Source organism: Streptomyces lydicus, from assembly GCF_004125265.1.
GTDB lineage: Bacteria > Actinomycetota > Actinomycetes > Streptomycetales > Streptomycetaceae > Streptomyces > Streptomyces lydicus_C.
The window spans coordinates 7772754-7793685 of the sequence record NZ_RDTE01000003.1 but is presented as its reverse complement, the minus strand read 5'-3'; the positions used below and the strand labels follow the sequence as shown (position 1 = coordinate 7793685).

Sequence of the window (20932 nt, the reverse complement as noted above, 5' to 3'; positions counted from 1 at the left end):
GACGCAAAGACCCATGCCGAACACTTCCGATACGGCAGACGACCGGCCCGAGGAGCGGCGCGGCGGGGCGGGATCCGTCCAGTCCGTGGACCGCGCGGTGAGCGTGCTGGAGATCCTGGCCAAGCTGGGCGAGGCCGGGGTGACCGAGATCTCCGAGGAGCTGGGCGTCCACAAGTCGACCGCGTTCCGGATCCTCGGGGTGCTGGAGAACCGCGGACTGGTGGAGCAGGAGCGGGACCGCGGGAAGTACTACCTGGGCGCCGGGGTGCTGCGGCTGGCCGGCGCCGCCGCGATCCGGCTGGACATCTCGCAGGAGGGCCAGCCGGTGTGCCGGGCGCTCGCCGAGGACACCGGGGAGACCGCCAACATCGCGGTGCTCGACGGCGATGCGGCGGTCAACATCATGCAGGCCAGGGGCTCCGCCGCGGTCACCGCGTACAACTGGCTGGGCCGCCGCACCCCGCTGCACGCCACCGCCAGCGGCAAGGTGCTGCTGGCGCATCTGCCGCCGGAGCGCCGGGAGACCCTGGCGACCCGCAAGCTGCCGCGGTTCACCGAGAACACCGTGACCACGGCGGCCGGTCTGCGCGCACAGCTCGCCGCCGCGCTCACGGACGGATTCGCCTGCACCAGCGAGGAGTTGGAGATCGGCCTGAACGCGGTGGCGGCACCGGTCCATGCCCACGACGGTGCGGTGATCGGCGCGATCGGCGTCTCGGGCCCGGCGTACCGGATGGAGCGTGAGCTGCTGCCGGAGCTGGCGGAGCGGGCCGCGAAGGCGGCCGCGGAGCTCTCCCGCCTGATGGGGTACCCGGGTTGAGCCCGCCGGGGCCCGGGCCCTGCAGGGGCGCCTGCACCCCAGGGGGTGTCTGCCCCGAGAGGGTTTCCCCTAGCGAAAAATCCCCCTTGACGGATCCTGACCCGACTTCCAGCATGTCTCCTATAGCGCAACCCAGCGCACTATAGGCAACACGGCGACAGAGGTGGGCCGTTCACCACCGCTGTTCCCCGTCCCGGGTTTCCTGGTCTCCAGGTTCCCAGCACCGCGCACCACTCCCACCCCTCACAGGCATCCGTGCCACCTCACGCGTGCTACCCGCCCTGCCGCCCCCGCAGGCGCCGTCCTAGGAGTGAGACATGCCGCACGAAGCCCGCGCCGTCGTCGCCCTCAAGAAGGGCGCCCCCGTCGAGGTGCTGCCGATCCTCGTACCCGATCCCGGTCCGGGCGACGTGCTCGTGACCGTGCAGGCCTGCGGGGTGTGCCACACCGATCTGCACTACCGCGACGGCGCGATCGGCGACGACTTCCCGTACCTGCTCGGCCATGAGGCGGCCGGGGTCGTCGAGGCGGTCGGTGCCGGGGTCACCGACCTGGCGCCCGGCGACTATGTGGTGCTGGCCTGGCGGGCGCCCTGCGGACAGTGCCGGGCCTGCCGGCGCGGCCGTCCGTGGTACTGCTTCGATTCGCGCAACGCCGGCCGGCCGATGACCCTGTTGGAGGGCACGGAGCTGACCCCGGCCCTGGGCATCGGAGCCTTCGCCGAGAAGACCCTGGTCGCCGCCGGGCAGGCGGTGAAGGTCGATCCCTCGGCCCGCCCGGAGGCCGCGGGCCTGATCGGCTGCGGGGTGATGGCCGGGTACGGCGCGGCCGTGCACACCGGCGGGGTGGGCAGCGGGGACACCGTCGCCGTCATCGGCTGCGGCGGCGTCGGCAACGCCGCGATCGCGGGCGCCTCCCGGGCCGGCGCCCGGCGGGTGATCGCCGTCGATCTCGACGAGGGCAAGCTGGACGCCGCCGAGCGGTTCGGCGCCACCGACACCGTCAACTCCCGTGGCACGGACCCGGTCGAGGCGGTCCGCGCGCTCACCGGCGGGCACGGCGCCGATGTGGTAATCGATGCGGTGGGCCGCCCGGAGACCTACCGGCAGGCGTTCTACATGCGAGATCTGGCCGGCACTCTGGTCCAGGTCGGGGTGCCCGACCCGGACATGCGGATCGAACTGCCGCTCATCGACCTCTTCTCCCGCGGCGGCGCGCTCAAGTCGTCCTGGTACGGCGACTGCCTGCCCAGCCGCGACTTCCCGGTGCTGATCGATCTGTTCCTGAGCGGCAAGCTCGATCTGGAGCGGTTCATCAGCGAAACGGTCACGCTCGACGACGTCGAACCGGCCTTCGCGAAGATGCAGCGCGGGGAGGTCCTGCGGTCGGTCGTGGTGGTGTGACCGTCCGCAGGCCTCCCACGCCGCGGCTCAGCCGCCGGCCGGATCCGCCTCCTCCTCAGGAGCAGGGTCCTCCGGACGCCGGTACATCCGCGTCGCCGTGATCTGGCCGTGGATCGCCTCACCGGAGGGGTCCGGCTGCGGCAGGCCCGGCCGCAGATGCTCCTCGACGCTGATGTACTTCAGCCCGGCCCGCAGGTCCGCGTCATTGCGCAGCCGGATGACCAGTGGGAACTCCGCGAGCGCCGTGGTGTCGAAGAGGCCGGTGGTGTAGAGCAGCTGGACGCCCAGGGCGTCGGCGACGGCGCGCTGGAGCTCCAGCAGATAGGTCGCGTTGGCGCGGCCGATGGGGTTGTCCAGGAACAGGGTGCCGGCGTGCCGCTGCTTGTCGCGGCCCCGGTCGTTGCTGCGCAGCGCGGCCATCGTGCAGTACAGCGCGATGGCGGCGGTCAGCAGCTGGCCGCCGGAGAAGACGTCACCCATCTGTCCGACCGGCACCCGCTCGGCGCGCAGCACCGCGTCCGGCTTGAGGATCTCCACGGCCACCCCGCGCGGCTGCAGCGCCGCGCTGACCCCGCGCAGCAGCAGGGACATCCCGTCCCGGCGCAGATCGCTGTTCTTCTTGACGGCCGCACGGGTCGCCTCGTCGATCACCTCGCCCAGCCGCTCGGTGAGCGTGGCCTGGTCGGGGTCCTCGAAGCGGATCCGCAGGAACTCCTGCCCGGACCACTCCCCCAGCCCCTCGGGCAGCCGGGACAGCCGCTGGGCGGAGCGCAGTGTCGTCAGCGAGGACTCGACCAGCCCGCGGAGCCGGTCGACGATGGAGTCGCGGTTGCGCTCCAGCTGCGCCAGCTCGTCGGTGAGCACCCGCAGCCGCGGGGCGAAGGCGTCCGCCCACTTGGCGGCGTGGTCCGGGAGGGCCGAGGCGGGCAGTTCGCGGATCTGCTGGCGGGCAGGGGTGCGGACCTGCTCGTAGCGGGTGGAGTTGGCGTGCCGTACGAGGATGTCGCTCGCCTCGCGCACCGCGGACTCGGCGGTGGAGAGGTCGGCGGCGCAGCCGCGCAGCGAGCGGCGGGACTCGGCGGCGGCCTGCCGGGCCTCCTCCACCCGGCCGGCGTACGGCTCGATCTGTCCGTCGACGGCGTCCTCGGCGTCCTGGTGATCGCGGAGCAGGTCGCGCAGCAGGGCGGCGGTCTCGTCGAAGCCGCCCGCGGCGTCCTCCGCGGCGCGGTGGGCGCGCAGCAGCTCCTCGTGCTGCGCCCGGGCGGCCTCCAGCATGTCGGTGGTGGTGGCCAGTTCGCCCGATGCGGTGCGCAGCAGCTCCTTGGCGCGGTCGGCGTCCTTGGGCACCAGCTCGTCGGGCAGCTCGGTGTGCGCCTCGCCGTCGGTGGGGGCCAGCCGCTCGGCCTCGCCACGCAGCCGGCCCAGCTGTTCACTGGCGGCCGAGGCGCGGGTCTCCAGCATGTGCACCAGCGATTCGGCGCGGGCCGCGGCAGCCTGCCGGGACGGGCCGTCGGCGGCGTCCGGGCTCTCCAGCAGCGCCTCCGCGCGGGTGCGGACCTTGTTGGTGAGGCGGTTGAGCTCGGCCAGGGCGGCGCTCTCGTCGCCCTCGGCGCGGGCCTGTTCGGCGCGCAGGTCGGCGCCGACACCCACCTTCTCGTAGAGCTGGGAGGCGGCGCGGTAGGCCTCGCGCAGCGCGGGCAGCGAGGCGCCGGCGCCCTCCGGGGCCTCCCCCACCTCGTCCGGCACACCGGCGATCTCGGCACGCTCGGCGCGCAGTGCGCGGGAGGTACGGCGCGCATCGTCGGCGGCGCGCTGGGCGGCCCTGCGGTCCTCGTCGGCGGCCCGTGCGCGGTCCACGCACTCCTCGGCGCGGGCCTCGAACTCGGCCGCCTCATCGGCGAGTTCACGCATCCGGGACTGCCAGGAGGCGCGCTCCCGCAGCCGGTGGGCGAGCCCGGCCAGCAGGTCGGCGGCGCGGCGGGCGCGCTGTGCGGTCTCCTGGCGTTCGTCGCGCACCCGGGTGGCCTCGGCCGCGACCTCCTCGGTCTCGACGCGGGCGGCACGGGCCTCGGCCAGCTCGGCGGCGGCCTCCTCGGCCGCGGCGGCGGTCTCGTCCGCGGCGGCGGCCAGTTCCGCGAGCCGGCCGGCCGGGCAGCCCGCCCGCCACGAGCCGAGCCGGGCGGCCAGCGCCCGGTCCCCGGCGAGCCGGGCGGCCAGTGCCCGGATCTCGTCGTCGCGCTCTATGGCGCGTGCCCGCAGCGCCTGGCGCTCCTCGTCGGCGGCGGATTCGTCGTGCATCGCGGGGTTCGGCGGGACGAGGAAGACGCCGCTCTCCCGCTCGTCGGGGGCCGGCGTGGGCGCGAGCAGCGCGGCGGCGGTACCGACCGCGACCGCCGAACGCGGCAGCAGCGCGGCCTGCGCGAGCACGTCGCGGGCCCGCGCATGGGTGTCCGGGTCGGTGATGATCACGCCGTCGACGAGCTCGGGGCGGGCGGCGAGCACCCGGGTGTGGTCGGCCGGGTCGACGGACTGGGCGAGATAGCGCCAGCCGGGCAGTGCGGGGACGCCGTGTTCACCGAGGTACTCCACGGCGGCCAGCACATCGGGCCCCGGTGGCAGCAGTCCGCCGTCACCCAGCGCGCCGAGGATCCGCGCATCGTCGGCGGCGGCCGTGCGCAGGTCGAACAGCTGCCGTTCGGCGGCCGAGACGCCCTCCTCCAGCAGCGCGTGCAGTTCGTCGGCGTTGCGGTCCAGCTCCTCGGCGGTGAGCGGTCCTGCGGCGGGACGGCGGGGGGTGACCGGGTCCGTACCGGGGGTGGCCGTACGGGGGCCGGGCACGCCCGGGGACTTGGCCTCGGACTGCGGGAGTCCGAGGAGGTCGGCGAGCCGCTGCTCGGCGCCGATGGACTCGGCGGCAAGGCGCTCGGCCTCGTGGGCACGCCCGGCGGCCTGCGCGGCGTCGTCGGCGCGGGCCGCCGCCAGCTCGGCGGCGGAGTGCCGGGCGGTGGCCTCGCGGGCGCGGTCGGTGGCCTGCCGGGCGGTCTCCCGGGCCGAGTCCCAGGCCTCAACGGCGGTCTTCTCGGCGTCCGAGGCGGCGAGCGCGGCACGGGCCGGGTCGGCGTCGGGGGCGCTGTCGTCCAGCCAGCCGGCCCGGACGGCTTCGGCGGTCTCCTCGGTGACCTCCGCCAGACGCTGTTTGAGGTGGTCGGCCTCGCTGCGGGCGCGCTGGGCGTGGGTGGCGGCCGTGGTGGCGTCGCGGTGCGCGGATTCACCGGCCTCCTGGAGGGCCGCGGAGCGCTCCTCCTCCTCATTGGCGACCTGCTCCCCGGCCTCGGCCGCGGTGTGCAGAGCACGTACGAGGTCGGCGGCGGCGGTGGCCCGGGCGGCGAGCGCGGGGGCGGCGTCCCGCTCGGCCTCACGGATGGCGGCGGCGACCCGCGCGGAGCGGTCGGCGGCGGCGCGGTGCCGCAGCGCGGTCTCGGCGGCCTGCCAGGCGCTGTGCAGCGTACGGGCGTCGTTGAGCTCACGGCGCTGGGCGGCGGCGCCCTTCTCGGCGGCGGCCAGTGCCAGCGAGGCGTGCCGGTAGGCGAGTTCGGCGGAGACCAGGGAGCGGCGCTCGCGGCCCCGCTCGGCGTCGGTGACGCGATGGGCCGCGGCGGCGACCTGTTCGGCCAGCTCGGCGGCGCGGCCGCGCTCCTCGGTGCCGCGGGCGTAGAGCCGCTGGGCGAGGGCGCGGGTGCGGCGCTCGGCGCCCGCATGCACCTCGCGGGCGCGTTCGCGCTGCTCGGCGGCGTCGGCGATACGGGAGAGCAGATCGAGGGAACCGGCGGTGAAGTCCCGCTCGGCGGTGAGTTCGGCGCGCCGGCCGAGCTTGTGGGCGAAGCCGTGCACGAGGTCGGCGAGGCCGTCGGTGTCCCGGGTGTCCGTGACGGCGCGCAGGAGGAGGTCGGTGAAGTCCGAGTCGTTCTTGACCGCGAAGAGGCCGGCCGCCTCACCCTCGTCGGCGTTCATCTCCCGCTGGTAGCGGAAGAGTTCCGGGTCCAGGCCCAGCTCGCCGAGGTGGACGTTCCAGCGCTCGTGGCCCTCCTCCCAGACCACGTCCAGATTGGGGTAGCTCTTCCCCGCCTCGGTGAGGACGTCGCGGAAGCCCTTCATCGTGCGCCGGCGGCCCTGGGCTCCGGAGCTGCCCTCACCGTTCTCCTGGCGGGGACGGACGACGGTGGCCTCGGCGACGGGGAGGGAGTCCAGGCTCATGCCCGGGCCGGGGCGGAAGCTGTACCAGGCCTCGGCGAACTTCCTCGGGTCGTTGGAGACCTGCCGGCCGCGCCATTCGCTGACCTTGCCGACGACCACGCTCTCGCCGGTGAGGACGTGCTGCCACTCCAGGGCGACATGGCCGCAGTCGTCGGCAAGCAGGAATTTGCGCAGGACGCCGGAGCTGGCGCCGCCGAGGGTGTTGCGGTGGCCGGGCAGCATCACCGAGAAGATCAGCTTGAGCAGGACGGACTTGCCGCCGCCGTTCTCCAGGAAGAGCACACCCGCGGGCGCCGGGCGGCGCGGCGGGCCGACCGGTTCGTCCTCGAAGAAGTCCGCCTGGGCCGGGGCCGGTCGGGGTACGGGCGCGCCGACTCCGCGCAGGTCCAGCACGGTGTCGGCATAGCGCGCACCGGCGGGCCCGATGGAGTAGAGGCGGACCCGGGACAGCTCGTACATGGCGGACTCTCGTTGTCGTGTCGGAAGTTGTCGTGTTCGGGAAGTTGTCGTGTCGGGCAGGAGTGCCGCTCCCCCCGCCCCCTCCCCCCTCCCCCTTCGGGGGAGGGGGCGGGGGTGGGTTCGGGGGTGGGGGGAAGCGAGTTGCGGTCGGCGTCGGTCGGCGGTCAGCGGTCAGTCGGGGGGAGTGCCGGTCGGTGGCAAGCCGGCCGGCACGGTCGCCGGCCCTCCGCCGGAAGATCAGCGGACACGGGGCCAACTCGTCATCCGACCGCGGGGCCAACTCGTCATCCGGCCGTGGGGTCGGCTCGTCATCCGGAGTGGAAGGGCAGTCCGGCGTCCGCGACCAGGTCGAGGTCCTCGGTTTCCTCGCCCGGCAGCAGCGCGGCGCTGCCGTCGGCGACGGGGACGATGCCCAGCTCCAGCAGCTCGGCCATGGCGGCGCTGCCGGCCATGTCGCGGACCTGGAGCTGATAGCGGGCGGTGGTGCGGTAGGCCCCACCGGAGTCGTCGCCGGTGCGCTGCAGGAAGCCGGAGTCCACGAGGAAGGTGACGGCCTTGGCGATGATGCCCGTGGTCGAACCGGCCAGCCGGCGGGCGTCCTTGGTGGCGCCGGTCGCGCTGCGCCGCGCGTAGAGACGCCAGGCGGATTCCAGGCCGGGGGCATCGGTGGCCGGGTCGGTGTTCTCGCCCTCCTGCTCGGCGCGCTCCTCCAGGCGACGGCAGGCCTGCCGGACGAAGGCGTCGACGCCGTTGACGGTGATCCGGCCGATATAGCCGTCGTCGGCGAGGTCTTCGGGGCGCGGGAAGGCCAGTGCGGCGACGGCGAGATGGGCCAGGCCGTGCAGAAAGCGGTCGGCGGAGTCGGCGGAGGCGCGACGCGCGTAGTCACCCATCCGAACGGCGAAGACAGAGTCCTCGTGGGCGGTGACGGCCATCCCGGCGCGGGTGGAGACCTCCAGGACGACCAGGCCGAGGCCGGTGGCGACGGCGTCGGCGAGCCGGGCGAAGGCGGGCTCGTCGCGATAGCGGCGCAGCAGTTCGCCGTATTCGGCGTCACGGGCGGGCAGCAGCTTCGGCTGGAGGCCGAAGGACACCAGCCGCGCGGCGTCGGCGGCATCGGCCGGGGTGAGGGGGTGGGGTCGCCCCTGCTCGGCGGAGTCCCCCCGGTCGAGCGACGGCGAGGGCGGAGGCGGGAGCGGAGGAGAGGCCGAGAGCTCGGGGGCGTCTCCCGCCTCGGCCGGCTCGGTGTCGGCGGTGGGTGCGCCCCAGCCCGGTTCACCGGCCGCGGACGCCGGATCCGGCTGCGGCGTCTCGTCGTACTGGGTCACGGAACAAGCTCCTTGCTGGGGACGGTCTCGGAAATCTCTGGCCGGCACGGCACCGGGCGGCCGGGCGGCATCGGGCCGGGGCCCTGCCGGACCGGGCGCGCCACGCGGCTCGCCTGCCGCCCGCCCTGGACGCGGTCCGCCATCACGCCACCTCCGAACGGTCCGCGGCCATTCCGGCGGAGTCCAGCAGGGCCGTGCCGACGATGAGGTCGGCGCCGCCGAACTCGGGATCGGTCAGCTCCGTGCCGTCGTCGACGGCGAACAGCAGCTGCTGCTCACCCTGCCGGTACGCCGTACCGACCGGCGGGCTGGCGGCGTGCACCGCCAGCAGGGCGACGAGATAGGGGAGTTCGGGATCGCTGCGGCGGGCGTCGGCGAGCAGCCCGGAGAGCCTTCGGGGTGCGTCGGCGGGCAGGTCGAGCAGCGTCATCGCGGCGTCCAGCTGCGCCTCGCTGAAGCGGCTGTCGTCGGGCGTCGCCACCAGATCGGGCTCGGGCATCTCGGCGCCCAGGTGCTCGCGCTCCACGGGCGGGGTGAGCAGCACCTCGACGAGGTCGCCGACCCGGACGGCCGAGGGCGTGCGCAGGCCCGTGCCCTGGGCGAAGAAGGCGTCGGTGACGCGGATGGCCTGCTCGGCGGGGAGCGGCAGCAGGGGGGCGACGAGCTGGCCGTAGAGGTCGAGTCCGGAGCGGGCGACGGGGGTGGCGAAGGCCTGCCGGTCCTGCTCGGCGCGGAAGAGCGGTCCGGCCTCCAGCAGCCGGGACTGCAGCTGGGTGTGCCGGCGGATGCAGTCCTTGACGATGTCGACGAGCTCGGCGGCACGGCGCTTGTGCTCGGGCTCCTCGGTCTCGTCCCGGGCCTTGCGGATGTTCGTCAGGATGGCGTTCTCGTGGCGGTAGCGGTCCGCGACGTGGTCCAGCGCCTCGTTGATCATGTCCGGGACGGTCTCCAGCCAGTCCACGGCGCGGACATTGCGGCGGGTGGCGTCCAGGGTCCTGCGCAGCGTCTCGGCGTACTGCACGGTGCGGTAGCGGGCCTGCTCGGCGGCGAGCTGGGCGTCGGCCAGCCGGCCGCGGTTGATCAGCACCTCCAGCTTGACCTCGGCGGCGATCTGGGCGCTGGTGACATCCGTGTCGAGCGCGCCGACCAGGACGTTGACCGCTTCGTCGGTGGCCCGCAGGAAGACGGTGCCGCCGGCGCCGGGGACCTCCTCGATGAGCTTGAAGTCGTAGTCGCGGCGGACGTACTGACCCTCGGTGTTGAAGGTGCCGTAGACGGCCCGGAAGCCGCGGTCCACGCTGCCGACGTTGATCAGGTTCTCCAGCACCCAACGGGCCACCCGCTCGTGCTCGCCCGAGGGGCGGCGGGGGGCCTGGGCGGCGATCCGCGGGAGGGCCTTCGCCACTATCTCCTCGTGGTCGGCGCCGGTGTCGAAGTCCATGTGGAGGGTGACGAGATCGATGACGGCGAGCGCCACCTCCGCCATGGCGTAGATCCCGTACTCGCCCGCGAGGTTGGCCTTGCGCACGTCGAGGTCGTGCAGCGGCGCGGTGCACGCGAGGGCGCGCAGCCGACGGGCCAGGCCTTCGTCGGCTGCCGGGCCCGGCGCGGGCCGGTTCGGCCCGTTGAGCTGGGGCGCAGCGGGCCCCGGGGCGGAAAAAGTCACGTCGCACAGAGTAGGCGCTCGCACTGACAACGGACGAAACGGCGCGGATCCGTTCCTGGGTGGAACCGCTGGTGGATCCGTTGACGGACCACTCGCCGGGCCGGCGGATCAGTCTACGGCGTGGCCCGCGGCGGCCCGGCGCCAGGTCCCGTGGCGGGTGCGCCGGAGCCCGTGCCGGTGCTCCGTGGGGTGCTCGACGGGGCGCTCAGTGGGTCGCCCCTCCCGCGATCCGGAGATCGGTGCGGGTGTGCGCGGCGGTGACCGCGATCTCGCGCAGGGCGCGGGCCACCGCGTCGGCCGGCAGCGACGGCTGGGCGCGGTCGACGACCTGCTCCGGCGTGTAGGGGACGTGGACGAAGCCGCCGCGCAGCTCGGGCAGTTCGGTGGCGATGAGGTGGGCGAGGCCGTAGAAGACGTGGTTGCAGACGAAGGTGCCCGCCGTGTTGGAGACGGAGGCGGGCAGACCGGCGGCACGGACCGCGGCCACGCACGCCTTGACCGGCAGGGTGGAGAAGTACGCGGCGGGGCCGCCGGGCACGACCGGCTCGTCGACCGGTTCGGCTCCCGAGGCGTCGGGGATCCGCGCGTCGTCGACGTTGACGGCGATGCGTTCGACGGTGATGTCGGGGCGCCCGCCCGCCTGGCCGACGCACACCACTATCTCGGGACGGGTCTCCTCGATCGCGGCGCGCAACACCGCGATCGACGCTCCGTAGACGCAGGGGAGCTCGACGGCGAAGGCCTCGATGCCGGTGGGCGGTTCGTCCACGGCGGCGCGTACCGCCTGCCAGGACGGGTTGGTGGATTCGCCGTCGAAAGGCGCAAATCCGGTCAGCAGTACCCGGGTCATACGGTCATCCTTGGTGCGGTGCGGTGAGGTGCGAGGGGGTGCAGTGCGGTGCGGGTGCGGTGTGGGGGCACTGCGGTGCGGTGAGTGCGGCGCCGCGCGTGCGGCATCGCAGGCGGCGGGCGCAAGGGCGGGCCGGGGCGGAGCGGGGCACGGTGCCGCGGAGTCCGACGGGCACGCCCGGACAGCGGGTTCAGAAGGCGAACAGCGCCATGATCAGGATGTTGCAGCCGAGCAGTATCCCCGCGGTGGGCAACTGCGCCTTGATCGGCCCGTACTGATCCTTCAGCTCCAGCAGGGCCGCCGGAACGATGTTGAAGTTGGCGGCCATGGGCGTCACCAGGGTGCCGCAGAAGCCGGCGAGCATGCCGATGGCCAGGACGGCGGCGGGGTTGCCGTTGAAGTGGCCTATCAGGACGGGCCAGCCGACCGCGGCGGTCATCACGGGGAAGGCGGCGAAACCGTTGCCCATGATCACGGTGAACGCGAACATGCCCACGCAGTAGACGACGATCGCGATGTAGAGCGAGCCCTCGGGCAGGACGGAGGCGGTGAGCTTGCCGACCTGGTCGCCGACCCCGGAGACCTGGAAGATGGCGCCCAGCGTGGCCAGCATCTGCGGCAGCAGCATCGCCCAGCCCATCGCCTCGAGCATCGAGCGGCCGGACTGCACGGGTACGGAGATCCGCTTCTCGCGGAGCATGACCATCGCGACCACGAGGGCGACGACGGCACCGATCCCCAGGCCCAGGATGGTCTCGCTGCCCTCCTGGAGGACCGGCTCACCCCCGAAGGAGAGGTGCTTGACACCTATGGCACAGACCATGGCGACGGCGGGGATGGTGAGCGCGGGGACGAACAGCCTGTTGCCGAGCTTGGCGGCACTGGCGGTGCGCTGTTCCGAGGTCGTGGTGCGCGGGGTGCCGCGCCCGGTGAAGCCGAAGCCGGCCAGGCACGCCATGACGAGGACCGCGGCACCCAGGGGCTCGGCCGGCGCCTGCTTGGTGACGACCCAGCTGCTGTAGATGAAACCGGCACCGATCAGGCCCCAGAAGGTGCCGGTGCCCAGGCGCTTGGGGTTGCTGCGGTCGGTGACCATCTGGGCGGCCATCACCAGGAAGCTGAGGCCCACCAGCCAGTAGAACCACTCTGCCTTGATCACTTGGTGGCCTCCACTACGGCGGTGTCGTGGACACGGGCGGTGAGCAGTTCGCGTTCCATATGGCGGTCCAGGCGCAGCAGTCGCCAGCCGTGGACGAGGAAGGCGCACACGGCGGTGGGGATCGCCCACAGCGCGAGCTGCAGCGGTTCGAGGTGGGTTCCGTAGGTGGTGTTGACGAAGCCGGTGATCAGCAGGATCGAGCCGACGGCGAGGAAGACGTCCTCCCCGAAGAAGAGGCCGACGTTGTCCGCGCTGGCGGCGAACGACCTGACCTTCTCCCGTGTCCGGTCCGGGAGTTCGCCGTATTTCCGCTCGGCCGCACCCTCGGCCATCGGGACGGCGAGCGGGCGGACGGTCTGGGCGGGGCCGAAGACGTTGGTCAGGCCGACCGCGGCGCCGATCTGCCGCAGACCGAGGTAGAGCGCCAGGAAGCGTCCGGTGGTGAGCCCGGCGAACCGGGCGATGAGGTTGCGGGCCTGCTCCTGGAGGCCGTAGCGCTCCAGGAGGCCGATGACCGGGAGGGTGATCGCGAAGATCGTCACCGCCCGGCTGCCGGCGAAGCCGTCGCCGAACGCGGCGAGCACCTTGCCCGGCGACAGTCCTCCGAGGAGGCCGGTCGCTATGCCGGCCACCCCCACGACCAGCAGGGGATTGCGTTTCGTGGCGAAGCCGATCACGACCACGAGCACGCCGAGGAGCACGATCATGGATGCGCCTTCCGCGTACGGGGACCCACTCGGGTCCGCAGGGAGATGAAGAGATTGCAGCGGAGGCTAGGTGATTGTTCAACGATCCGACAAGGGGTCTGCCGGAGCGAATCTCAGACCACCCCTGCGGAGGGCGTGACCAGGGGCGGCGCGGCGGCCCGCGGGCCCTCACCCCTCCGCGATGCGCTGCGCGTACGCCCCCGACAGCTGTGTGCGCGAGTCCTCCAGATACGACAGCAGCAGCCCCTCGGCCTCGGCGGTGTCGCCCGCCTGCAGGGCCTCGACAATGTGCCTGTTACGGGTCAGATAGGGCGCATGGAAGCGCCGGGGGTCGGCCATGACATGGAAGACGAGCCGGAGCTCGGCGAGCACTCCCCGCATCAGCTCATCCGTGCGCGGACTGCCCGCCAGGGCCACGACCGCCTGGTGAAAGCGGATGTTGGCGGTCGAGAGCGCCTGCCACTCCCGGCCTTCGGACGCGTCCTCGCCGGCCTGCACCGCGGCCTCGATCGCCGCGATGGCACCGGTCGCCGCGGCGTCGTAGGGCCCCGGCCCCAGACCCCGTACCGCCGCGCACTCCACGAGCATCCGCACCCGGTAGATGTCCTCCAGGTCCTCGACCGTCACCACCCGGACGAACACCCCTCGGTTGAGCTCGTGCACCAGCAGCCGCTCGTGCGTCAGCAGCCGGAAGGCCTCCCGCAGCGTGTTGCGCGAGACACCCAGCGCGCCGCCGATGCTCTCTTCCGAGAGCCTGGCGCCGGGCGGGAAGAAGCCCTCGGTGATCCGGTCGCGCAGGATGTCGGCGACCCGTTCGGCCGTACTGGAGCGCCCCAGCAGGGCACGGTCGCCTTCCAGGCTCGCGACCTCGGTGAGCCGCCACTGATCGTTCTTCGCCGCTCCGCCCGCCATACCGCTCCCCGCTCTCGCGCCGTACCGGGCGGCAGTCGGGGCCGTCCCGGGGTCGTATGAGCGAAAGTCAATCCCAGATGGGAGAACGAAACAACGCGTCCGTGATCGCACCCCGAACACCTCTTGTCGGATCGTTGAACAATCCTCTACGTTGTCCTCGACGCCGGTCGGCTCAAGCGCCCTCGGGGAGAGTCACTACGGATACGGGCCGGCCGGAACGTCCCGCCGCCCCTGCCCGCGCCCGAGCCGTCGCACCGCTGCCCCGCGCGCCCGACCGGCCCCGAGCCCCATGGAACGGACCCACATGAGCGACCCGGCGCCCCCTCCCGTCATCGACCTCAACGCCGACCTCGGGGAAGGCTTCGGCCGCTGGCAGCTCACCGATGACGAGGCCCTGCTCTCCGTCGTCACCAGCGCCAATGTCGCCTGCGGCTTCCACGCCGGCGACCCGGCCACCATGCGCCGGGTGTGCGAACTGGCCGCCGGGCGCGGTGTGGTCATCGGCGCCCAGGTCTCCTACCGCGACCTGGCCGGCTTCGGCCGCCGCGCGATGGAGGTGCCGCCCGAGGAGCTGTCCGCCGAGATCACCTATCAGATCGGGGCGCTGGACGTCTTCGCGCGCGCCGCCGGGACCCGGGTCCGCTACGTCAAACCGCACGGCGCGCTCTACAACCGCTGTGTCCACGACGCGGAGCAGGCCGCGGCCGTCATCGACGGCATCCGCGCCGCGGGCGCCGCCCTGCCGGTCCTCGGGCTGCCCGGCTCGCGGCTGCACGAGGCCGCCCGGCGGGCCGAACTGCCCGTCGTCGGCGAGGCCTTCGCCGACCGTGCCTATACCGACGAGGGCACCCTCGTCCCCCGCCGCGAACCGGGCGCGGTGGTCCACGACGCCGACGAGGTCGTCAAGCGGGCCCTGGGCATGGCCCGCGACCGCACCGTCACCTCCCGCGACGGCCGGCGCGTCGGCATCACGGCCCGCTCGCTGTGCCTGCACGGCGACACCCCCGGCGCAGCCGGCCTCGCCCGGCGCGTACGGTCCGAGCTGGCCGCGGCCGGCGTCCGCATCCGGAGCTTCGTATGAGGCCGCTGCCGGTCGGTGAACACGGCCTGCTGATCGAGCTGGACAGCGCCGAGGAGGTCGAGGCACTGCACGCCGAACTGCTGCGCCGGGCCGCCGGCGGCGCCCTGCCGCCGCTGCGCGAGATCGTGCCGGCCGCCCGTACGGTGCTCCTCGACGGTCTCGCCGACCCCCGCGGCCTCCTCGCCGAGCTCGCCACCTGGGACATCCCGCCGATCGGCGCCGGCGACCGGCCCACCGTGGACCTCCCGGTCCGCTACAACGGCCCCGACCTCGCCGACGTCGCCGCTCTGTGGAACTGCACCGCCGACGAGGTCGTCCGGCGGCACTCCGCGACCGAGTTCCGCGTCGCCTTCTGCGGCTTCGCCCCCGGCTTCGGCTATCTGACCGGACTGCCCGAGCCGCTGCACGTACCGCGCCGGGACACTCCCCGTACGAAGGTCCCGGTCGGCTCGGTCGCCCTGGCCGGCCCGTACACCGGGGTCTACCCGCGTTCCTCCCCCGGCGGCTGGCAGTTGATCGGCACCACCGACAGCGTCCTGTGGGACCCGCGCCGCGAGCCGGCCGCGCTGCTCGCCCCCGGTACCCGTGTCCGCTTCGTCCCGCAGGAGAGCACCCGATGACCGACCGCGCCTTCTCGGTCGTCCGGGCCGGAGCGCTCACCACCGTCCAGGACCTCGGCAGGCCCGGCCATGCCCACCTCGGTGTGCCGCGGGCCGGCGCCCTGGACGAGCCCGCGCACCGGCTCGCCAACCGCCTGGTCGGCAACCCCGAGTCAGCCGCCGCCCTGGAGACCACCCTCACCGGCTGCGCCCTGCGGGTCCGCACGGCCACCACCGTCGCCGTCACGGGCGCGCCCTGCCCGGTGACCGTCGACGGCCGCCCCGCCCCCTGGGGCGCGCCGGTCCGCGTCCCGGCGGGCGCCGTCCTGGACGCCGGGCCCGCCACCCACGGCCTGCGCTCCCACCTCGCCTTCGCCGGGGGCATCGACACCGCACCGGTCCTCGGCAGCCGCGCCGCCGATCTGCTCTCCGGCCTGGGCCCCGACCCGCTCACCGAGGGCACGGTGCTCCCGCTGGGCACCCCGTACGGCCCGGCCGCGGGCGCCGACGCCATCTGGCACCCCGGCCCGGTGACGGAGCTCGTCCTGCCGTTCCTGCCCGGCCCCCGCGACGGCTGGTTCACCGCCGCCGGCCTGCACACCCTCACCACCGGCCGCTTCCGCGTCTCCCCCGCCAGCAACCGCATCGGCCTGCGCACCGAGGGCCCGCCCCTGGAGCGCGCCCGCAGCGGCGAACTCCCCAGCGAGGGCATGCCCCTGGGCGCCCTCCAGGTCCCGCCCGACGGCCTGCCCGTCCTCTTCCTCCACGACCACCCCACGACCGGCGGCTACCCGGTCATCGGCGTCGTCCCCGAGCGCTACCTGGCCCCCGCTGCCCAGGCGTCACCGGGGACGCCGGTCCGGTTTCTCCGGGTGCGGTAGGGCGTGTCCGCCGGTCGTCGGCGGTCAGCCCCCGTCCCCCGCCCCGTACCCCCCGCCGCCCGGTGTGCGCAGCACCAGTACGTCGTCCACGCCGACCTCCACCGCGTCACAGCCCGCCAGCTCCGCCCGTGAACCGTCCGCCCGTTCCACGGAGTTGGCGCCCAGTGCGCCCGGGGCGCCGCCCGCCATGCCGTACGGCGGGACCCTGCGGTGGTTGGTCAGCAGGGCGACGGTCATCGGCTCCAGGAAGCGCAGCCGGCGCTCGACACCGCAGCCGCCGTGCCAGCGGCCCGTGCCGCCGCTGCCGGAGCGAATGGCGAAGGCGTCGACGCGGACGGGGTAGCGCCACTCCAGCACTTCGGGATCGGTCAGCCGGGAGTTGGTCATATGGGTCTGCACGGCGTCCGCGCCGTCGAAGCCGTAGCCCGCGCCCGAGCCGCTGGCGACGGTCTCGTAGTACTGCACCCGGTCGTTGCCGAAGGTGAGGTTGTTCATCGTGCCGGAGCCCTCGGCCTGGATACCGAGCGCGGCGTAGAGCGCGCCGGTGACCGCCTGGGAGGTCTCCACATTGCCCGCGACGGTGGCCGCCGGGAAGACGGGGGCGAGCATCGAGCCCTCCGGGATGCGGACCTCCACGGGCTTGAGGCAGCCGCTGTTGAGCGGGATGTCGTCGGCGACCAGGGTGCGGAAGACGTACAGCACGGCGGCCATCACCACCGAGCTGGGCGCATTGGCGTTCCCGGGCTGCTGGGGCGAGGTGCCGGCGAAGTCCACCACCGCGCTGCGGGCGGCACGGTCGACGGTCAGCGCGACCCGGATCTCGGCCCCGCTGTCGGTCTCGTAGCGGCAGCTGCCGTCCGACAGCCGCGCGATGATCCGCCTCACCGATTCCTCGGCGTTGTCCTGGACGTGCCCCATATAGGCCCGGACGACGTCCAGCCCGAACTGGTCGGTCATCCGCCGCAGTTCCCAGATGCCCTTCTCGTTGGCGGCGATCTGGGCGCGCAGATCGGCGAGATTGGCGTCGGGGGCGCGGGAGGGGTAAGGGCCGGCGGCGAGCAGGTCGCGGGTGGCGTCCTCGCGCAGTTCGCCGTCGCGCACCAGCAGCCAGTTGTCGAAGAGGATGCCCTCCTCCTGGATGGTGCTGCTGAAGGCGGGCATCGAGCCCGGGGTGATGCCGCCGATCTCGGCGTGGTGGCCGCGCGAGGCCACCAGGAACAGCAGCTCGTCCCCGCCGGTGTCGAAGACGGGGGTGACGACGGTGACGTCGGGGAGGTGGGTGCCCCCGTGGTACGGGTCGTTGATCGCATACACATCACCCGGCCGCATGCCGTCGCCGCGGCGCCGGAGCACTTCCTTGATGGACTCCCCCATCGAGCCCAGGTGCACGGGGATGTGCGGGGCGTTGGCGATCAGATTGCCGTCGGCGTCGAAGAGGGCGCAGGAGAAGTCCAGGCGCTCCTTGATGTTGACGGAGTGTGCGGTGTTCTCCAGCCGGACGCCCATCTGCTCGGCGATGGCCATGAAGAGGCTGTTGAAGACCTCCAGCATCACCGGGTCCGCCTCGGTGCCGACGGCGGCCCGGCCGGTGCGCGGGCGGGCCCGGGTCAGCAGGAGGTGCCCGTTCTCGCCCATGGCCGCCTGCCAGCCCGGGTCGAGGACCGTGGTCGCGTCCTCCTCGGCGATGACGGCCGGACCGGTGAGGGTGTCACCGGGGCGCAGGTCCGCGCGGCGGTAGAGGCCGGTGTCCTGCCATCGGCCGGCCGTGTACATCCGTACCGTGGCGGCCGGTGTCAGCTCTCCTTCCCTGCTGCCCGCCCGTGCCTCGTACCCGCCCGCGCCGCCGGCCGCGCCCAGCGCCTCGACCGACACCGCCTCGGCCACCAGCGGTTTGTCCATGGTGAAGGCGTAGCGCTCACGGTGTGCCCGGACGAATTCCGCGGTCATGGTGCCGGCGTCGGCCAGCGGGACGGCGAGGGTGGAGTCGGTCCCCGCGTAGCGGATCAGCACCCGGGCCCGGGTGGTGACCGAGGCCGCTGGCACCCCGTCGTCGAGGAGTTCGCGCCGGGTCTGCCCGGCAAGTGCCTCGCACACCTCGTGCACCCGCTCGACGGCCGCGGGGTCGGTGAACTCCGCCTCGACGGCCTGCTCGCGCATCGCGGTGGCGTCGGCGACCCCGATGCCGTACGCGGAGAGCACCCCGGCCAGCGGCGGGACGAGCACCGTGTCGATGCCCAGCGCGTCGGCGACGGCGCAGGCGTGCTGGCCGCCGGCGCCGCCGAAGCTGGTGAGGACGTAGCGGGTGATGTCGCGGCCGCGCTGGACGGAGATCTTCTTGACGGCGTTGGCCATGTTGAGCACGGCGATGTCGAGGAAGCCGGCCGCGACCTCCTCGGGGCCGCGGTCGTCCCCGGTCTCGGCGGCGGCCCGCGCGGCCAGCTCGCCGAAGCGGGTGCGCACCACCTCGGCATCCAGCGGCCGGTCGCCGTCCGGGCCGAACACCGCGGGGAAGTGAGCGGGCTGGATGCGGCCGAGCATCACCTGGGCGTCCGTGACGGTGAGCGGCCCGCCGCGCCGGTAGCAGGCCGGCCCCGGGTCCGCACCGGCCGAGTCGGGGCCGACCCGGTAGCGGCGGCCGTCGAAGTGCAGGACGGAGCCGCCGCCGGCCGCGACGGTGTGGATGTTCATCATGGGCGCGCGCATCCGCACGCCCGCGACCTCGTTGCCGAAGACCCGCTCGAACTCACCGGCGTAGTGGGACACATCGGTGGACGTGCCGCCCATGTCGAAGCCGATCACCCGGTCGTGACCGCCGCCCGCGTCGGCGGCGGTACGCACCATGCCGACGACGCCGCCCGCGGGCCCGGACAGCACCGCGTCCTTGCCCCGGAAGTGTGCAGCCTTGCGCAGCCCGCCGTTGGACTGCATGAACATCAGCCGGATACCGGGGAGTTGGGCGGCGATGTCGTCGACGTACCGGCCCAGGATCGGGGAGAGGTAGGCATCGACGACGGTGGTGTCGCCGCGCGGCACCAGCTTCATCAGCGGGCTGACCTCGTGCGAGCAGCTGACCTGGGAGAACCCTGCCTGCCTGGCCAGTTCGGCGACGGTTCGTTCGTGGTCGGCGTGCCGGTAGCCGTGCAGCAGGACGACTGCGGCGCTGCGCAGACCGTCCGCACGGGCCCGGATCAGCGCCCGGCGGACCGCGTCGGCGTCCAGCGGCCGGACCGGCTCACCGCGGGCGCCGATCCGCTCCGGCACCTCGATCACCCGGTCGTACAGCGCCTCGGGCAGCACGATGTGCCGGTCGAAGATCCGCGGCCGGTTCTGGTAGGCGATCCGCAGCGCGTCCCGGAACCCTTCGGTGGTCAGCAGCACGGTCGGTTCGCCCTTGCGCTCCAACAGGGCGTTGGTGGCGACGGTGGTGCCCATCTTGACGACGGAGACCCGCTCGGCGGGCACCGGTTCGTCCGGGCCGAGCCCCAGCATCATCCGGATACCGGCCACTGCGGCGTCCCGGTAGCGCTCCGGGTGGTGCGAGAGCAGCTTGCCGGTGACCAGCCGTCCGTCCGGGCGCCTGCCGACGACGTCCGTGAACGTGCCACCGCGGTCGATCCAGAACTCCCAGCGTCCGGTCACCCTGTCATTGTCGCAGCGCGCTTCGCCGTCGCGGTGGTTTTCCCCGGCCGGGCGTCGTCCGGTCCGCCGGGGCTGTCCGGGGCGCCGGGGGTGCCAGGGGCATCGGCCCGGCGCGGGGCATCGGCCCGGCCTGGGGCATCGGTCCGGCCCGGGGCTTTGGGGCTGCCCGGCCGGTGATCCGACCCGTCCGCCCCGTCCGCCCCGTCCGCCCCGTCCAGTGCGGCGAGTGCGGTACGCGTGGCCTGGTCGGCCGCGGCGTCCAGCAGCCGCCCGGATCCCGCCAACCCGTGACGGCACTCCTGGAGCGCCAGACCCAGCAGGCCGGGAAGCAGGTCCGTGCACCGGTCGGCGACCCAGCGGGTGCCGCGGGTCGCCATCCACCGGGCCGATCCGGCGCGGGTCGGCTGCGGGCCGTCGAGGGTGAGCGCGGGCGGCGTTCCCACGGGCAGTCCGGCGGCGGCCAGCGCCGCATGGAAACCCCGGGCCAGCAGCCGGTGGCCGCGCTCGCTGGGGTGCAGCCGGTCCACGCTCCAGCAGGCACGTTCGGCGACCCAGGAGTGTTCGGCGAGGTGCAGATGTACGCCCTGGTAGCGCGCGGACACCGCATGGACGACGGTGTTCACGGCCCGCATCCGGCGAGCCAGCGGACGCGCCAGCGGCGCGGGCAGGCCCAGCATCCGGCCAGGATCGGGCAGGCACGCCGTCAGCACCACGGCCCCGTCGGCGCTCAGTGCGCCGTGCGCCCGGTCCAGCGCGGCCGCGACCCGCTCGATGGCGAAGGCCGCGCGCAAGGTGTCGTTCGCGCCCACGACGAGCGAGGCGAAGCGCGGCCCGAGGTCGCGCGCCACGGGCAGCTGCCGCTCGGCCAGCTCCGCCGCCAGCGCCCCGCTGCGCGCCAGGTTCACCAGTTCCACGCCGCCCGGCCGCTCGCCCAGCGCCCCGGCGAGCAGGGCCGCCCAGCCGCGCCAGCCGCCGCCCGGTACGGGGTCACCGAGCCCTTCGGTCAGCGAGTCGCCGAGCGCGACGAAGCGGGCCGGGGCCGGAGCCGGAGCCGGGGAACGGCCGCCACCTGGCGCCTGCCCCCTGATCACCGCTCCCCGGTCCGGTGTCCCGGCTCCCCCGTCCGTTCTCGCCGCTCCCCCGTCCGGTACCACTGCTCCGCTCTCCGGCATCA

Annotated in this window: 14 protein-coding genes; 5 read left to right on the top strand and 9 right to left on the bottom strand. The window is 74.0% G+C overall.

The features are described 5' to 3' along the window. Positions 1–13: 13 nt before the first annotated feature. Positions 14–820, top strand: a complete 807-nt coding sequence (locus D9V36_RS36895) for an IclR family transcriptional regulator (protein WP_129297600.1) — start codon at positions 14–16, stop codon at positions 818–820. A gap of 317 nt (positions 821–1137) precedes the next feature. Then, positions 1138–2223, top strand: coding sequence for an S-(hydroxymethyl)mycothiol dehydrogenase (locus D9V36_RS36890; RefSeq protein ID WP_129297599.1), 1086 nt, complete (start codon positions 1138–1140; stop codon positions 2221–2223). A gap of 27 nt (positions 2224–2250) precedes the next feature. Here the strand turns inward: D9V36_RS36890 and D9V36_RS36885 are convergent, their stop codons facing one another. From D9V36_RS36885 to D9V36_RS36855, 7 genes are all read right to left on the bottom strand, one after another. Further along, positions 2251–6936, bottom strand: coding sequence for a hypothetical protein (locus tag D9V36_RS36885; RefSeq protein ID WP_129297598.1), 4686 nt, complete (start codon positions 6934–6936; stop codon positions 2251–2253). 308 nt (positions 6937–7244) lie between these two features. Next, complete coding sequence (locus D9V36_RS36880) at positions 7245–8264, bottom strand: hypothetical protein (protein WP_129297597.1); 1020 nt, start codon at positions 8262–8264, stop codon at positions 7245–7247. Between the two features lie 142 nt (positions 8265–8406). Beyond that, positions 8407–9930: a hypothetical protein gene (locus tag D9V36_RS36875; RefSeq protein ID WP_129297596.1), complete on the bottom strand. Its 1524-nt coding sequence runs from the start codon at positions 9928–9930 to the stop codon at positions 8407–8409. Between the two features lie 205 nt (positions 9931–10135). Continuing rightward, entirely contained in the window at positions 10136–10780 is a 645-nt protein-coding gene (gene pcp, locus D9V36_RS36870; RefSeq protein WP_129297595.1) for a pyroglutamyl-peptidase I, read from the bottom strand. 190 nt (positions 10781–10970) lie between these two features. Further along, positions 10971–11939, bottom strand: coding sequence for a DUF979 domain-containing protein (locus D9V36_RS36865; protein ID WP_129297594.1), 969 nt, complete (start codon positions 11937–11939; stop codon positions 10971–10973). After that, positions 11936–12646: a DUF969 domain-containing protein gene (locus D9V36_RS36860; protein ID WP_129297593.1), complete on the bottom strand. Its 711-nt coding sequence runs from the start codon at positions 12644–12646 to the stop codon at positions 11936–11938. The genes D9V36_RS36865 and D9V36_RS36860 overlap by 4 nt, the downstream gene beginning before the upstream one ends. A gap of 168 nt (positions 12647–12814) precedes the next feature. Then, complete coding sequence (locus D9V36_RS36855) at positions 12815–13558, bottom strand: GntR family transcriptional regulator (RefSeq protein ID WP_129297592.1); 744 nt, start codon at positions 13556–13558, stop codon at positions 12815–12817. Positions 13559–13862: 304 nt separating this feature from the next. Between D9V36_RS36855 and D9V36_RS36850 the strand changes: the two genes are divergently transcribed. Genes D9V36_RS36850 through D9V36_RS36840 form a run of 3 tightly spaced genes read left to right on the top strand, consistent with a single transcriptional unit; the run spans position 13863 to position 16119 of the window. Next, entirely contained in the window at positions 13863–14639 is a 777-nt protein-coding gene (locus D9V36_RS36850; protein WP_129297591.1) for a LamB/YcsF family protein, read from the top strand. Further along, positions 14636–15259 carry a 5-oxoprolinase subunit B family protein gene (locus D9V36_RS36845; RefSeq protein WP_129297590.1) on the top strand — a complete coding sequence of 208 codons (624 nt, stop codon included), beginning with the start codon at positions 14636–14638 and terminating at the stop codon, positions 15257–15259. The genes D9V36_RS36850 and D9V36_RS36845 overlap by 4 nt, the downstream gene beginning before the upstream one ends. After that, the gene (locus D9V36_RS36840; RefSeq protein WP_129297589.1) at positions 15256–16119 is read left to right on the top strand and encodes a biotin-dependent carboxyltransferase family protein; all 864 of its coding nucleotides are present in this window, start codon (positions 15256–15258) and stop codon (positions 16117–16119) included. Before D9V36_RS36845 ends, D9V36_RS36840 begins: the two co-directional genes overlap by 4 nt. 24 nt (positions 16120–16143) lie before the next feature. On the opposite strand, the gene D9V36_RS36835 is transcribed toward D9V36_RS36840, so the two are convergent. Next, positions 16144–19758 carry a hydantoinase B/oxoprolinase family protein gene (locus D9V36_RS36835; RefSeq protein WP_129297588.1) on the bottom strand — a complete coding sequence of 1205 codons (3615 nt, stop codon included), beginning with the start codon at positions 19756–19758 and terminating at the stop codon, positions 16144–16146. Continuing rightward, a complete protein-coding gene (locus tag D9V36_RS36830; protein WP_347239845.1) occupies positions 19755–20930 on the bottom strand; it encodes an SGNH/GDSL hydrolase family protein in 1176 nt (391 codons plus the stop codon). The genes D9V36_RS36835 and D9V36_RS36830 overlap by 4 nt, the downstream gene beginning before the upstream one ends. Positions 20931–20932: the final 2 nt, after the last annotated feature.